The sequence below is a fragment of the Nakamurella flava genome, assembly GCF_005298075.1.
GTDB lineage: Bacteria > Actinomycetota > Actinomycetes > Mycobacteriales > Nakamurellaceae > Nakamurella > Nakamurella flava.
Map to the genome: position 1 here is coordinate 975,237 of NZ_SZZH01000001.1, position 13,858 is coordinate 989,094.

The 13,858-nt window shown below is 72.6% G+C and carries 11 protein-coding genes; 5 read left to right on the top strand and 6 right to left on the bottom strand.

Translation table 11 applies throughout. The annotated features are described in order from the left end of the window. Window positions 1-16 precede the first annotated feature (16 nt). The 3 genes from tal to FDO65_RS04395 all read left to right on the top strand — a co-directional run bounded on the left by tal (window position 17) and on the right by FDO65_RS04395 (window position 3,001). Window positions 17-1,129, top strand: a complete 1,113-nt coding sequence (gene tal / locus FDO65_RS04385) for a transaldolase (RefSeq protein ID WP_137448208.1) — start codon at window positions 17-19, stop codon at window positions 1,127-1,129. Window positions 1,130-1,250: 121 nt separating this feature from the next. After that, entirely contained in the window at window positions 1,251-1,991 is a 741-nt protein-coding gene (gene pgl, locus FDO65_RS04390; RefSeq protein ID WP_137448209.1) for a 6-phosphogluconolactonase, read from the top strand. 8 nt (window positions 1,992-1,999) lie between these two features. Continuing rightward, window positions 2,000-3,001, top strand: a complete 1,002-nt coding sequence (locus FDO65_RS04395) for a glycosyltransferase family 4 protein (protein WP_137448210.1) — start codon at window positions 2,000-2,002, stop codon at window positions 2,999-3,001. Here FDO65_RS04395 and FDO65_RS04400 read toward each other — a convergent pair. The 3 genes from FDO65_RS04400 to FDO65_RS04410 are packed head-to-tail and all read right to left on the bottom strand — an operon-like array spanning window position 2,968 to window position 6,724. Next, on the bottom strand, window positions 2,968-4,470 hold the full coding sequence (locus FDO65_RS04400; RefSeq protein ID WP_137448211.1) for a glycoside hydrolase family 130 protein: 1,503 nt from the start codon (window positions 4,468-4,470) through the stop codon (window positions 2,968-2,970). The genes FDO65_RS04395 and FDO65_RS04400 overlap by 34 nt on opposite strands. Further along, window positions 4,467-5,582 carry a glycosyltransferase gene (locus FDO65_RS04405; protein WP_240757413.1) on the bottom strand — a complete coding sequence of 372 codons (1,116 nt, stop codon included), beginning with the start codon at window positions 5,580-5,582 and terminating at the stop codon, window positions 4,467-4,469. Before FDO65_RS04405 ends, FDO65_RS04400 begins: the two co-directional genes overlap by 4 nt. Beyond that, entirely contained in the window at window positions 5,579-6,724 is a 1,146-nt protein-coding gene (locus tag FDO65_RS04410) for a glycosyltransferase (RefSeq protein ID WP_137448212.1), read from the bottom strand. The genes FDO65_RS04405 and FDO65_RS04410 overlap by 4 nt, the downstream gene beginning before the upstream one ends. A 382-nt stretch (window positions 6,725-7,106) precedes the next feature. Between FDO65_RS04410 and FDO65_RS04415 the strand changes: the two genes are divergently transcribed. Next, entirely contained in the window at window positions 7,107-8,093 is a 987-nt protein-coding gene (locus FDO65_RS04415; protein WP_137448213.1) for a malate dehydrogenase, read from the top strand. An 88-nt stretch (window positions 8,094-8,181) separates the two neighbouring features. Here FDO65_RS04415 and FDO65_RS04420 read toward each other — a convergent pair whose 3' ends face one another. The 3 genes from FDO65_RS04420 to FDO65_RS04430 all read right to left on the bottom strand — a co-directional run bounded on the left by FDO65_RS04420 (window position 8,182) and on the right by FDO65_RS04430 (window position 13,018). After that, on the bottom strand, window positions 8,182-9,444 hold the full coding sequence (locus tag FDO65_RS04420) for an MFS transporter (RefSeq protein WP_137448214.1): 1,263 nt from the start codon (window positions 9,442-9,444) through the stop codon (window positions 8,182-8,184). Window positions 9,445-9,819: 375 nt separating this feature from the next. Next, window positions 9,820-10,062: a DMP19 family protein gene (locus tag FDO65_RS04425; protein ID WP_137448215.1), complete on the bottom strand. Its 243-nt coding sequence runs from the start codon at window positions 10,060-10,062 to the stop codon at window positions 9,820-9,822. A gap of 100 nt (window positions 10,063-10,162) precedes the next feature. Beyond that, a complete protein-coding gene (locus FDO65_RS04430) occupies window positions 10,163-13,018 on the bottom strand; it encodes a DNA translocase FtsK (RefSeq protein ID WP_137448216.1) in 2,856 nt (951 codons plus the stop codon). A gap of 153 nt (window positions 13,019-13,171) precedes the next feature. On the opposite strand from FDO65_RS04430, the gene FDO65_RS04435 reads away from it, so the two are divergent. Further along, window positions 13,172-13,816: a hypothetical protein gene (locus FDO65_RS04435; RefSeq protein WP_137448217.1), complete on the top strand. Its 645-nt coding sequence runs from the start codon at window positions 13,172-13,174 to the stop codon at window positions 13,814-13,816. Window positions 13,817-13,858: the final 42 nt, after the last annotated feature.

Here is a 13,858-nt window from a genome sequence, read left to right on the forward strand (position 1 = left end):
AAGGAAGTCGACCGTCATGACCGGAGATCCGCTCGCCGACCTGTCGGCCCAGGGCGTCTCGCTCTGGCTGGACGATCTGTCCCGTCAGCGCCTGCACTCGGGCAACCTGAAGGAACTGATCGACACCCAGCACATCGTCGGGGTCACCACGAACCCGTCGATCTTCCAGGCCGCCCTCAAGGACGGCGCGTCCTACCAGAAGCAGCTCGACGAGCTGGCCGCCCGTGGCGCCAGCGTGGACGACACCGTCCGCGAGGTCACCACCGACGACGTCCGCGACGCCTGCGACCTGTTCACCTCGATCTTCGAGAAGTCCGGACACGTCGACGGCCGGGTATCGATCGAGGTCGACCCGCGGCTGGCCCACGACACCCAGGGCACGATCGACCAGGCGCTCGAGCTGGCCAAGATCGTCGACCGGCCCAACGTCCTCATCAAGATCCCGGCCACCGTCGCCGGCCTGCCGGCCATCACCAAGGTGCTGGCCGAGGGCGTCAGCGTCAACGTCACGCTGATCTTCTCGCTCGACCGCTACAAGGCGGTCATGGAGGCCTACATCGAGGGCCTGGAGCAGGCCAAGGAGGCCGGCCACAACATCGCGGAGATCCATTCCGTGGCGTCGTTCTTCGTCTCCCGGGTCGACTCGGAGATTGATAAGAGATTGCAAGCGATCAACAGCCCCGAGGCGCGGGCGCTGGAGGGCGAGGCGGCCATCGCCAACGCCCGCCTGGCGTTCCAGGCCTACGAGGAGACCTTCGCCGGCGAGCGCTGGGAGGCCCTGGCCGCGGCCGGCGCCAACAAGCAGCGTCCACTGTGGGCGTCCACCGGCGTCAAGGATCCCAAGTACGACGACACCCGGTACGTCGTCGAGCTGGTCGCCCCGGGCACCGTCAACACGGCCCCGGAGAAGACCATCGAGGCCGTCGCCGATCACGGCGTCATCCGCGGCAACACCATCGACGGCACCTACGGCCAGGCGTCGTCGGTGTTCTCCTCGTTGGAGGCGCTGGGCATCGACCTCGACGACGTGTTCGCGGTCCTGGAGACCGAGGGCGTGCAGAAGTTCGAGCAGGCCTGGGGCGAGCTGCTGGAGTCCGTGCAGGCCGAACTCGACAAGCACAAGAAGTGAGCTGACGGTACCGATCCGTCCGTCAGCTGATCGCGTCGGCAGCCCTCCACCCGTCCCCTCCCGGACGGGCGGGGGGCTGTTCGCATCCCCCGCTCGTTCCTCCCAGCCCGAAGGACACCCCGTGAGCGACACCGAGATCCGCCTGCACGCCGACGAGACCGAGCTGGCCGCCGCCACCGCGGCCCGGCTGATCACCACCCTGGCCGACCTGCAGGCCGACGGCCGCGTCCCCGTCGTCGCGCTGACCGGCGGTGGGGTGGGCACCGAGATGCTGCGCCAGGTCGCGCAGTCCGCCGCCCGCGGCACCGTCGACTGGCGCCGGGTCGAGATCTTCTGGGGCGATGAGCGTTTCGTCCCCGGCGATTCCGACGACCGGAACGCCAAGGGGGCCTACGAGGCGCTGCTGGACCGGGTGGACGTCGACCCGACCCGGGTGCACGAGATGGCTCCGTCGGACGGCGACTTCGGTGATGACCCGGACGCTGCGGCCGCCGCCTACGCCGAGATCGTCGCCGGCATCGACGCTTTCGACATCGTCATGCTCGGCATGGGCGGGGAGGGCCACGTCGCGTCGGTGTTCCCCGACTCCCCCGCCGTGCACGACACCCGCTCGGTGGTGGCGGTGCGGGACTGCCCGAAGCCGCCGCCGACCCGCATCTCGCTGACCCTTCCGACCATCCGCACCGCCGACCAGGTCTGGATGATCGTCAGCGGCGCGGCCAAGGCGGAGGCCGTCGGCCGGGCCGTCGGCGGGGCGTCCGAGGTGGACGTGCCCGCGGCCGGCGCGACCGGCCGGGTCCGCACCCTGTGGCTGTTGGACCGGGCCGCCGCGGCGGAACTTCCCGGGGAGGCTGCGTCCTGAAGGTGGCGATGCTCGGTCCGGTGGCCTGGCGGACCCCGCCCCGGCATTACGGCCCCTGGGAGCAGGTCACCGGTCTGCTCACCGAGGGGCTGGTCGCGGCCGGGGTGGACGTCACCCTGTTCGCCACCCTGGACTCGCTGACCACCGCGGAGCTGGACGGCGTCTGCCCCCGCGGGTACGCCGAGGACCCGTCGGTCGACGGGCGGATCGCCGAGGCCCGGCACACCGCCCACGCCCTGGCCCGGGCCGGCGAGTTCGACCTGGTGCACAATCAGATGGACTGGTTGCCGCTGACCTTCGCCGGCCTGATCACCCCGCCGATGGTGACTACCATCCACGGCTTCTCCGGCCCGGCGATCCTGCCGGCCTACCAGGCGTCGACGTCGGCGTACGTGTCGATCTCGGACGCCGACCGGTCCCCGGATCTGGACTACCTGGCGACCGTCCACCACGGCCTCGATCTGACCGCCCTGCCGGTCGACCTGGCCGGTGGGGACGACCTGGTGGTGTTCGGTCGCATCCACCCGGACAAGGGGGTGGCCGAGGCCATCGCCATCGCGCGGGCCGCCGGCCGGCGACTGACCATCTGCGGGATCGTGCAGGATCAGCGGTACTTCGAGGAGCAGGTCGCTCCGCACGTCGACGGCGACCGGGTCCGCTACCTGGGGTCGGTCGGGCCTGACCGGCGGGCCGAGATCCTCGGCGGGGCCGGCGTACTGCTGCACCCGATCGCGTTCGCCGAACCCTTCGGCCTGTCGGTGGCCGAGTCGATGGCCTGCGGTACCCCCGTCGTCGCGTTCCGGCGCGGGTCGATGCCCGAGGTGGTCGACGACGGGGTGACCGGGTTCCTGGTCGACGACGTCGCCGGGGCGGTCGCGGCGGTGCCGGCCGCCGCGGCCCTGGACCGCCGCGCGGTGGCCGCGCGCGCCCGGGAACGGTTCAGCGCGCAGCGGATGGTGGCGGACTACCTGCGGGTCTACGAGCGGTTGCTTTCCGGTTCGTCCGGCTGACCGTCGCCGGTGAGGGCGGCCAGCAACCCGGCCAGATCCACCCAGGCGACGCCGATCCGGGCGTCGCCGATGCCGTACGGGATCCACAGCCGGCCGTCGTGGACGATGCCGCCGCAGGAGTAGACGACGTTCGGCACGTAGCCGTCCCGTTCGTCCGCGTCCGGGCGCAGCAGGGGTTCACGGAGCCGGCCGATCACCCGGGTCGGGTCGTCAAGGTCGAGCAGGATCGCGCCCATGACGTACGTGCGCATCGGGCCGACCCCGTGGGTGAGCACGAGCCAGCCCGGCCCGGTCTCGATCGGCGGCCCGCAGTTGCCGACCTGGATCACTTCCCAGGGCTCGACCGGCGCGTGCGCGGTGACCGGGGACGACCAGCGGAACCCGTCGGCGGAACGGGCCAGGCTGATGGTCTCCCCGTCGGTGCGGCACAGGGCCAGGTGCTCGCCGCCGACGCGGCGTGGGAACAGTGCCATCCCCTTGTTGGTGGCGGCCGGCCCGACCAAGGGCCCGGCCGCTAACCGCCGCAGGTCGGGGCTGGTCAGCAGGCGGGGGGCGATGTCCCGTCCGTCGTAGGCGGTGTAGGTCGCCCGGTACTCGACGCGGCGGTCGTCGTCGGTGAACCGGGTGAGTCGGGCGTCCTCCATCCCGTTGCTCTCCTGCGCCGCGTGCGGGAACAGCAGCCGCTGGCTCAGGTCGCTGTCGGTCGGGAACTCGATGGAGTACGCCGAGACCAGGGTCCGCCGGATGAGGTCGATGGTCGCCGGCGCCCCCGGCTGGGTGCGCAGCCGGGCCGGGATACCGGCCAGCGTGTGCTCGAAGTCCTGATCGGTGAACAGATCTGGTAGCGCGCCGAGGACCGCCGCGGTGACGGCGTCGACACCGTCGTGTTCGGCCAGCGAGGTGCGCAACCGGGCGCGTGACCAGATGGCCTCGGCGGTGCGACCGGACACGACTGGGCGGCGCCGGGGCCCGAACGTCCAGCGGGGGCCCGGTCCGACGATCGCGTCGACGAAGGCGATCGAGGAGATATGCCCCTCGCCGATGGCGCGCAGGCTCACCGCGACCCGCAGCTGCCCCGGGAGGAGTCCGTCCTGGTCGGGATGGGCGACGGCGCTCGGATTGCACAGGGCCGCGGCCTCGGTGGCGTACTCGGCGGTCAGCGCGGCGCCCAGCAGGACCGTGCGGGCCGCGCTGAGCGGGGCTCCCCCACCGACCTGCCCGGCGACGAGCGCCGCATTGGCCCGCACCGCGCCGGCCAGGTCGTGACCGCGTCCGGCGAACTCGACGATCACCCTGGCCGCGAGCCGGTCCACCTCGGGTTCGTCGATGGCCATCACCCGGTCGGCGATGGCCTGCAGCCGGGATCGCCCCGGGGTGGCCGATCCTCCGGGGGCGAACAGCCGGGTCAGCACCCGGGACGGGTCGGGCCGCAGACCCGCGTCGACCCGGTGCGCCCGGACCGCGGTCACGGCGTCACCGGCAGTGCGCAGGCCTGCTGGACGATCACCAGAGCGGCCACGGTGGACTCCGCCCCCTGGTTCTCGTTCCGTCCCGTGCGGGTCAGGCCGTCGAAACCGCCGCCGGTGTCCGGGTCGAGCATGATCGTCCGGGAGTCGTTGTCGCCCCACAGCCACCGCCGGGCGAGCTCGACCCCGACCAGCCAGCTCGCGTCTCCGGTGACCCGATGGGCGCTCGCGCAGGCGTCGGCCAGGGCGGCCACCTCCAACGGTTGCTGGTCGAACGCCGGTCCGACCTCACCCGGGCCGCGACCGCCGACCGGCGTCACGGAGAGCAGCCGGGCGCCGGTCCCAGCTCCGACCCGGTCGACCCGGCTCTCCACCCGCAACAGGAAATCGAGCAGGTCGCAGCCGCGAGCCGTGCCTGCGTCGTCGCCCAGGGCGTGCGCGGCGACGATGAGTGCCTCGGCGATGGCGGCGTTGGCGTACCCGAGTCGCGGTTCCGGCCAGGCCCACTGCGGGCCGGTCGGCGCCCATCGGCGTGACCATTCGAGGTAGTCGGTGAGCAACCCGCGGGCCGCCGCCTCGTCCGGGCGGGCGGTCAGCAACTCGGCCGCTCCCAGCGTGGCGAACGCGGTGGCCCGCAGGTCGGGCGATCGGCGGGCGGCGGCGCGGCGGAAGGCGTCGGCGGCCCGGTCACGGTCCGCGGGGTCCGGCAGGCGGGCGGCGGCGAACCCCAGGCCCCACAGCGCCCGACCCCACCAGTCGCCCAGACCCGGCTGGTCGGTCCACCGGCCGGTCACGTCCATCCGGTTGTGGCAGCGGCCGTCGTCGGCCACGGCCGCAACCGTGAATCCGAGATAGCGCCGGTGCAGTCCGATCAGCCTGGCGTCGGGCGCCGGTTCCCGGGCGGTGACCACCAACGCCCGGGCGACGTCGTCCACGCAGTAGCCGTGCTCGGGCCGGGGAACGGCGTACCGGGCGTGCTCGAACAGCCCGCGAGCGTCGGTCAACGCCGACAGATGGTCGAACACCGGACGCGCCCGGCGTTCCGGTGACCCGCAGGCCGCGGTGGGGACGGAGCGTCCGTGGTCGGCGACTGCCACGAAACCGGGCAGCGTCACGCGGCCACCGTTTCCGCTGACGCGAGCAGACGCATCGCCACCTGCCGGTACTCGTCGGCCACGGCCGACCAGCGCAGACCGGGTGCGGCCGCGGCCGCCGTGCGGGCCATGGCCGCCGCGGCCGGGCGGTCGGTCAGCACGCGACGCAGGGCCGCGGCGATGTTCGCCGGGTCCCGTTGCGGGACCAGCACTCCCGCCCCGGTCGCGAGCAGTTCGATGGCATGGGGGAAGCGGGTGGCGACGACCGGTTTGCCGGCGGCGACGGCCTCGATGAGTACCCCGGAGGTGACCTGTTCGGTGGAGTCGTAGGGCAGCAGGACCACATCGGCGGAGCTGACCACCGCGGCCAGGGACGGGCCGTCCAGGTACCGGCCGTCCAGCTCGACGGTGTCACTCAGGTGCAGGTCGGCGGCCAGGTCGATCAGGCCCCGCCGGTAGACCTCGCCCTGGTGCGCCAGCACCTTTGGGTGGGTCTGCCCGACCACCAGGTACCGCGGTGCCGGACGCAGGTCGCGCAGCTCGGCCATGGCCCGGACGGCCCACTCGATGCCCTTGCCCGGCCCCAGCAGGCCCCAGGTCAGCACGGTGGGTCGGTGGGAGGGTCCCGGCCGAGCGGTGGGCCGCCCGCCGGCCGCCAGCAGGTCCGGCGCGCCGTGGGCGATGACGCTGACCTTGTCGGGAACGACCCGGTAGCCGGCGAGGAGCCGACGGTGGGCGGTGTCGGTCATGCACACCACCGACCCGGCGATCTCGACCACAGCCTCCAGGACCTCCCGCTGGTGCGCGGAGGGGTCGGTCAGGACGGTGTGCAGGACCACGATGCTCGGCACGGTCAGGCCGGCCAGCAGAGTCAGCACCTCGTCACCGTCCGGGCCGCCGAAGATGCCGAACTCGTGCTGGACGACCACGACGTCGCAGGCGTTCAGCCGGGGCAGGGAACGGGCCAGCGACACGGGGTCACCGGCGACGACGTCGCCGACCACGTCGGGTCCGGCCGGGGGCTGCGGGCTCTCGAGGAGGCGGACCACTTGGGCGACGTCGCTGCCGGAGGCGGTCAAGGCGGACGACAGGGACGCGGTGAACGTGGCCAGACCGCACTGGGTGGGCGGGTAGGTGCTGACAAAACCGAAGCGCAGGGACATACCGGACGACGCCTTTCTCACCGCCGCCGTCCGGGCGGACGACGGGGCCGCCACCGGACCGAGACGGCCAGGGGTCGGCGGGAAGGGGCCCAGGATCTGGTCGCGCGCTGTTGGACGGCCGCGATGACATGCACGTTCACGGAGAGTCATCGATCACGGGTGCTAGCACCACGAGGTGCTGATATGACCAGAGTAGTCGGGTTTGTGGTGACGATCGGTGTCACGTCCGAGATTTCGTCCGGTGTGAGCGGCGGGGGTGAGCGGAGCCACAGACCTGTTGCTGTCGGTCGGGGTGGTTGCGCCCTCCTGCCGCGGCTCGATCTGGAAAGCTCGCCGGAGAGTCTGTCGCTGTTCACCCGGAAACTCGAAGAGGAGTGGTCGCATGACGAAGTCGCCCGTGAAGGTGACGGTGACCGGAGCCGCCGGTCAGATCGGGTACGCCCTGCTGTTCCGCATCGCGTCCGGAGCGATGCTGGGCCCGGACACTCCGGTCTCGCTGAGCCTGCTGGAGATCACCCCGGCCCTGAAGGCGGCCGAGGGCACCGCCATGGAGCTCGACGACTGCGCCTTCCCCCTGCTCAAGGGCATCGAGATCACCGATGACGCGAACAAGGCCTTCTCCGGAACCTCGGTCGCGCTGCTGGTCGGTGCTCGTCCCCGCGGACCGGGCATGGAGCGGGCCGATCTGCTGCAGGCCAACGGCGGCATCTTCAAGCCGCAGGGCGAGGCCCTCAACGCCGGCGCCGCCGACGACATCCGCGTGCTGGTGGTCGGCAACCCGGCCAACACCAACGCGTTGATCGCCCACTCGCACGCCCCGGACATCCCGGCCGAGCGGTTCAGCGCCATGATGCGGCTCGACCACAACCGCGCCCTGACCCAGGTGGCCAAGAAGCTGGGCGTCGGGGTCGACGAGGTCACGAAGATGACCATCTGGGGCAACCACTCGGCCAGCCAGTACCCCGACCTGTTCCACGCCCAGGTCGGCGGGAAGTCGGTCGCCGAGCAGGTCGACCAGACGTGGCTGTCCGACACCTTCATCCCGACCGTGGCCAAGCGCGGCGCGGCCATCATCGACGCGCGCGGTGCCTCGTCGGCGGCGTCGGCGGCCAACGCGGCGATCGACCACGTCCGCTCCTGGGTGCACGGCACCCCGGCCGACGACTGGGTCAGCGCCGCCATCCCGTCCACGGGCGAGTACGGCGTCCCCGAGGGCCTGATCTCCGGCTTCCCCGTCACCTCCGACGGCGGCGACTGGAAGGTCGTCGAGGGCCTGGACATCGACGAGTTCTCCCGCGCCCGCATCGACGCCTCGGTCAAGGAGCTGACCGAGGAGCGCGACGCGGTCAAGGGCCTCGGCCTGATCTGATCGGTCCCCTCCGCACCATCGACTGCAGGCGACACGCCGTCACGGATCCTTCGTGGCGGCGTGTCGCCTGCAGTCGATCGGGGGACGGTCAGTCCCCGCTGCCGGCGATCTGCTCGTCGTGGGCGTCGTCCCGGCCGGCCCGGTCCAGGTGCGGCAGCTGGCCCCAGATCGCCGCGACGAAGACGGCGGATCCACCGAGGGCGAACCACAGGGGCGCGGTCACCCCGTAGTGCTGGGCCAGCACACCGCCCACCGTCGAACCGACGACCAGCCCGCCGAACACCGCGGTGCGGTAGACGCCGCCGACCCGGCCCTGCAGCTCCTGCGGGACGGCCCGCTGCCGGATGGTGGTCGACGTGGTGCCCCAGACGAACTCGTGCACCCCGAGGGCGAACATCGTCGGGGCGGCCACCCACGGCGACGACGTCAGTGCCAGGACCAGGTGGAACACCGTCTCGATCACCAGCCCCACCCGCATCAGGACGCCGAGGGCGATCCGCCGGGCCAGCGCGCCGTAGACGGCGATCCCGACCAGGCCGCCGATGGCCTGCACCGTGGTCAGCAAGCCGAACCCGAGGGGGCCCAGTCCGAGCCGCTGGGTGGCGTAGAGGACCAGGATCGACCAGGTCGCCCCGAAGGTCACGTTGAAGATGAGGATGGTCAGGATCAGCGTGCGGACGGCCGGGTGCCGCATCGACCAGCGGAAGCCGGCGGCGATGTCGTGGTGCAGCCGCCTCGTCGTTGCCGGGGTGGGCAGCGGCGGCAGCCGCAGCCGGACCAGGACGACCGTGCCGACCGCGACCAGTACCACCTGGGTGACGAACGGCCACCCGACGGCCACCGCGAACAGGCCCGCCCCGATCGCGGGTCCGGCGAGCTGGTTGCCGACCAGGAAACCGCCCTGCAGGCGGGCGTTGGCCGTCGGCAGGGCGGACCGGTCGACCAGCATCGGCAGCAAGGTCGCGGACGTGGTGTCGGCGAACACCTCGGCGACGGCCAGGAGGAACAGCAGGACGAGCGCGACGGCGATGGTCATCACCCCGGCGACCACCCCGGCGGCGAGGCCCAGCAGAATGCCCACCCGGATCGTGTTCACCAGCAACAGGTGTCGACGGCGGTCCACCCGGTCGGCGACCCCGCCGGCGAGCAGGCCGAGCAGCAGCTGGGGCAGCCACTGCACGGTCGCGGCCAGCGCGACGAGGAACGGGTCGGACGTTAGGGAAGCGACGAGCAGCGGCCCGGCTGCGACGGCCAGGCCGTCGGCCAGGTTGGTCGTCCAGGTCGAGGCCAGTAGTCGCCGGAAGTCCGTTCCCCATGCCGCTGGCGCGACCAGCTCCCCGATGCGACCCACTGGCTCCACGCTAGGTGTCGGAAGGCTCCTGTCCAACCCCGGAGACCGTCGATACGCGGTCCGGCGGACCGGGGCCGCCGCTCGATCGGGGGGAAGGTGGTTGGGCGGCGGACCCCGGGGTAGGGGCCCGACTGATGCGAACGGCCCACCCGGCCGTGGAGCGATCGGCGGACCAGGGAGTGCAGTCGCATCAGCGACAGTCGAACCGTCCACTTCATGTGCGCGCGGTGACCGGTGCATACCGTCAGTAACGCGTCGCAGGCGGTGTGACGCGTTCCCGGCCGCGCATGCGGCCAGGAAACCGTCGGGCGTGGTCGGGGCCGGGATACCCCGCATCACGCCCGACGGTGACCGTCGCCGGCGCACCAGGCGGCGTCAGGTCCGGTGACGCTGCCCGGTGATGGACGGTAGGTGTTCCGTGATGGCCTGCTCGAGTCGGGCGTCGTCGGCGACGGCGAAGAACTCTTCGTCGAGCTCATCCCACAGTGCGGCGTCCGATGGGCTCAGTTCCTCGTACCCGGTGGGCCGGAAGCGGGCATACGCATCGCGGGCTCGGGTGACGAGGTCGGCGACATCGTGCAGCTCCAGCCGACGAAAGCCAGCGATGGCGTCATCCACGGCCGTGGCGCGGTGGTGTCGTCGGTCTGGTAGGCGTGGATGGCGACGGCGTTCAGCTCAGTGATCCAGGGGGTCGCAGTCATCGCGCCTTGCTCTGGAATCAGATCTCGTCGGGCACCGGCGCCGGGGCCCCGACCAGGGTGGCCAGCACCTCGTCCAACTCCTCCGGCCGGATCAGCACCTCGCGGGCCTTGGAACCCTGCGAGGGGCCGACGATGCCGCGGGTCTCCATGAGGTCCATCAGCCGACCGGCCTTGGCGAACCCGACCCGCTGCTTGCGCTGCAGCATCGACGTGGAGCCGAGCTGCGACTCGACGACCAAGGTGATGGCCTCGATGAGCAGGTCGAGGTCTCCCCCGATGTCCGGGTCGACGTCCTTGGTCGGATCGGCCTTGGGCGTGGTGACGTTCTCGGCGTACTCGGGTTCGGCCTGGCTCTTGGCGAAGTCGACGACGGCGGCGATCTCCGCATCGGAGACGTAGGCGCCCTGCATGCGCAGCGGCTTGGACGCGCCCATCGGCAGGTACAGGCCGTCGCCCATGCCGATGAGCTTCTCGGCGCCGGGCTGGTCGAGGATGACCCGCGAGTCGGTGAGCGACGAGGTCGCGAACGCCAGCCGGGACGGCACGTTGGTCTTGATGAGACCGGTGACCACGTCGACGGACGGCCGCTGGGTCGCGAGCACCAGGTGGATGCCGGCGGCACGGGCCTTCTGGGTGATGCGGACGATGGCGTCCTCGACGTCCCGGGGCGCGGTCATCATCAGGTCGGCGAGCTCGTCGATGATCCCGAGGATGTAGGGGTAGGGGCGGTAGACGCGTTCCGAGCCGGGCGGGGTGACGATCTCCCCGGCCCGCACCTTGCGGTTGAACTCGTCGACGTGCCGGACCCCGTGGGCCAGCATGTCCTGGTACCGCTGCTCCATCTCCTCGACCAGCCAGGCCAGCGCGGCGGCGGCCTTCTTGGGCTGGGTGATGATCGGCGTGATGAGGTGCGGGATCCCCTCGTACGGGGTCAGCTCGACCATCTTCGGGTCGATGAGCACCATCCGGACCTCGTCCGGGGTGGCCCGCTGCAGCAGGGAGACCAGCATCGAGTTGACGAAGCTGGACTTACCGGACCCGGTGGCGCCGGCCACCAGCAGATGCGGCGTCTTGGCCAGGTTCGCGGTGACGAACGTGCCTTCGACGTCCTTGCCCAGGCCGACGACCAGCGGGTGCTGATCGGTGCGGGCCTCAGGGGCGGCGAGGACGTCCCCGAGCCGCACCATCTCGCGGTCGGCGTTGGGCACCTCGATCCCGACGGCCGACTTGCCCGGGATGGGGGCGAGCAGCCGGACGTTCTCGGTAGCCGCCGCATAGGCGATGTTGCGGGTCAGCGCGGTGATCTTCTCGACCTTGACGCCCGGGCCGAGGGTGACCTCGTAGCGGGTGACCGTCGGGCCGCGGGTGAAGCCGGTGACGGCGGCGTCGACGTTGAACTGCTCGAGGACGCCGCTGATCCGCTCGATCATCTCGTCGTTGGCCGACGACCGCTGCTTGGGCGGGGCGCCGAGCTTGAGCAGACCGCCGGGGGGCAGCTGGTAACCCTCGCCCTTGACCGAGTCCAGCGACAGTTGGGTGCCGGCCGGCGCGGCCGGCGCCGCCGCCTGCGGGTCGGGGACGGCGGGCCGCAGCGGGCGGCGCGGGGCCTCGGCCGCCGGCTCGGCCGCTGGGGCCGGCACGACGGGGATCTGCTCGGTGGCGGCGGCGGACAGGTCGGCGACCGGCACCCGACGTCCCGGACGAGGCTGCGCCGGCAACACCTGGGTCGGGCGCTCCGCCGCGGAGTCGATGTCGTCCAGAGCGGGTTCGACGTCGGTCCCGCCGTCGTGGCCCTGCCGCCGACGCGACGACCGGCGCAGTCGCACGGTGCGCGGGTCGGTGGCGTCCAGGTCGACGGGGTCGCCGTCGAGGTAGCTGTCGCCGTCCTGTACGTCCTCGTCGGGGGCGGCGCGACGGCGGCGCGGCCGGTCCGGCGCGGCGTCGGTCGCCTCGTCGGGATCGGCGCCGCGCATGCCGGACAACCGGTCCCAGGCGTCGCGGGCGCGGTCCGGCAGTTCGGCGACCGGGATCCCGGTGACCAGGAGCAGCCCGAACAGGGCCAGCAGGACGAGCAGGATGACGGCGGGGACCGCGGTCACCCCGATGTACAGCGGCTGCCCGAACAGCCAGCCCATGGTGCCGCCGGCGGACATCCGCGAGGCCACCGTGTCGGTCACACCGTCCGGCAGGCCGGAGACGTGGACCACCTGCAGGACACCGGTGATGCCGAGCAGGGCGGCGATGGTGCCGGCCACCCGCCGCGGGCGGTGATCGGGGTCGGGTTCGGTGCGCATGAGGATCACCGCGACGACGACCAGCAGCACCGGGAAGACGACGGCCAGCGACCCGATCCAGACCCGGACCACGTCGTCGGCCAGCCCGCCGACCGGCCCGGCGGCCCCCAGCCAGGTACCGAACGCGCAGACCAGCGCGATGGCGATCAGCCCGAGAGCCAGCCCGTCCCGGCGATGCGCCGGGTGGATGTCGTGGGTGCGGGCGATGCTGCGGACGATCCGGCCCACGCCCCGAGCCCCGAGCTGCCACGTGGCGGCCACGCCGCGGCCGAGCCGACGGGCCAGCACGATCAGTGCCGGGGGGCCGGACGGCCGCGGGGCCGGCGGCCGACGGGTCGCGGCCCGGGTGGTCGTGCGGCCGGACGAGGAACCACTGCGGGCGGCGGGCCGCTTGGCCCCGGTGCCCGACGCGGCGCGGCCACTGGCCTTGGCCCCAGCCGACTTGGCGGCCGGGCCGCCCGAGCGGGAACCGGCGCCGCGCGTTCCGTTGGCCGCCCCGGAACGGGAGCGGCTGGGCGCGTCCGCCGCGCTCCCCGATCGGGAGCGGGCGCGCGGGGTCGCAGGGGTCTGTCCGGCCATGCCGCCACGCTATCCGCGGCCGCTGTCCCACCGGGGGTGCCACACCGGCCCGGGGCGGTGACGGCCACCTCGGATGCACCGGGCCCCGGTCCGACCCGACGGTCCAAGATCACCGGCTGCGTCGGGCAGGTCCTGACGGGGTATGCAACCCACATGCCGGAGACGACCGAAGCCGCCGTGGTGGACCTGCTCTCGCGCGTCGATCGCCTGTGGGCGCCGATCGTGCGCTGGCTGGGCCGTGCCCCCGAGGAGCTGCCGTCCGGCAAGCGGGCGAAGTGGTGGGCCGACACCGTCAGCCGGTACGCCGCGGCCGTGTCGGCCACGCCGCGGTTCGCCGGGAAGCTGGCCGATCTGATCCCGCTGCAGGACACCGTCGGGGTGGCCGTGCAGTCGCTGGTGGTGCTCGGCGTCGCCCGGGAGAACGGTCTGACCGACGCCGACGGCGACCACCGGGCCGAGCGCATCGCCCTGCTCAGCCGGGTGCTGCTGAACCGGCCGCTGACCGCCGCGGCCGTGCAGCCGCTGCTCGACCGGGGCGTCGGGGTCTACGTCGACGACGTGCTGGGGTCGGCCGAGGAACGGTCGGGCAAGGCCGGGGTCATCAAGGTACTGCTGCGGGTCGCAGGGACGTTCGGCCGGATCGACGAGCTGGTGGGCGCCCGACCCAAGGGCGGCCGGTTCATGCGGCTGGTCTCGATGATCCCGGTGGTCGGGGTGGTCGGCGGGTACTTCTCGGAGCAGAAGGCGTTGCACAAGGCCGCCGCCGCCGCGCAGAAGGATCTGCTCGGCCGCCGCTGATCCCGGTCCGGTCGGCCCGTCACCGCCCGGTCGGCTCATCAA

Bases quoted from the DNA above. Each gene is read 5' to 3' on its own strand.
- tal (WP_137448208.1), top strand. From the start codon at position 17: ATGACCGGAGATCCGCTCGCCGACCTGTCGGCCCAGGGCGTCTCGCTC.
- FDO65_RS04395 (WP_137448210.1), top strand. From the start codon at position 2,000: ATGCTCGGTCCGGTGGCCTGGCGGACCCCGCCCCGGCATTACGGCCCC.
- FDO65_RS04410 (WP_137448212.1), bottom strand. From the start codon at position 6,724: ATGTCCCTGCGCTTCGGTTTTGTCAGCACCTACCCGCCCACCCAGTGC.
- FDO65_RS04415 (WP_137448213.1), top strand. From the start codon at position 7,107: ATGACGAAGTCGCCCGTGAAGGTGACGGTGACCGGAGCCGCCGGTCAG.
- FDO65_RS04430 (WP_137448216.1), bottom strand. From the start codon at position 13,018: ATGGCCGGACAGACCCCTGCGACCCCGCGCGCCCGCTCCCGATCGGGG.
- FDO65_RS04435 (WP_137448217.1), top strand. From the start codon at position 13,172: ATGCCGGAGACGACCGAAGCCGCCGTGGTGGACCTGCTCTCGCGCGTC.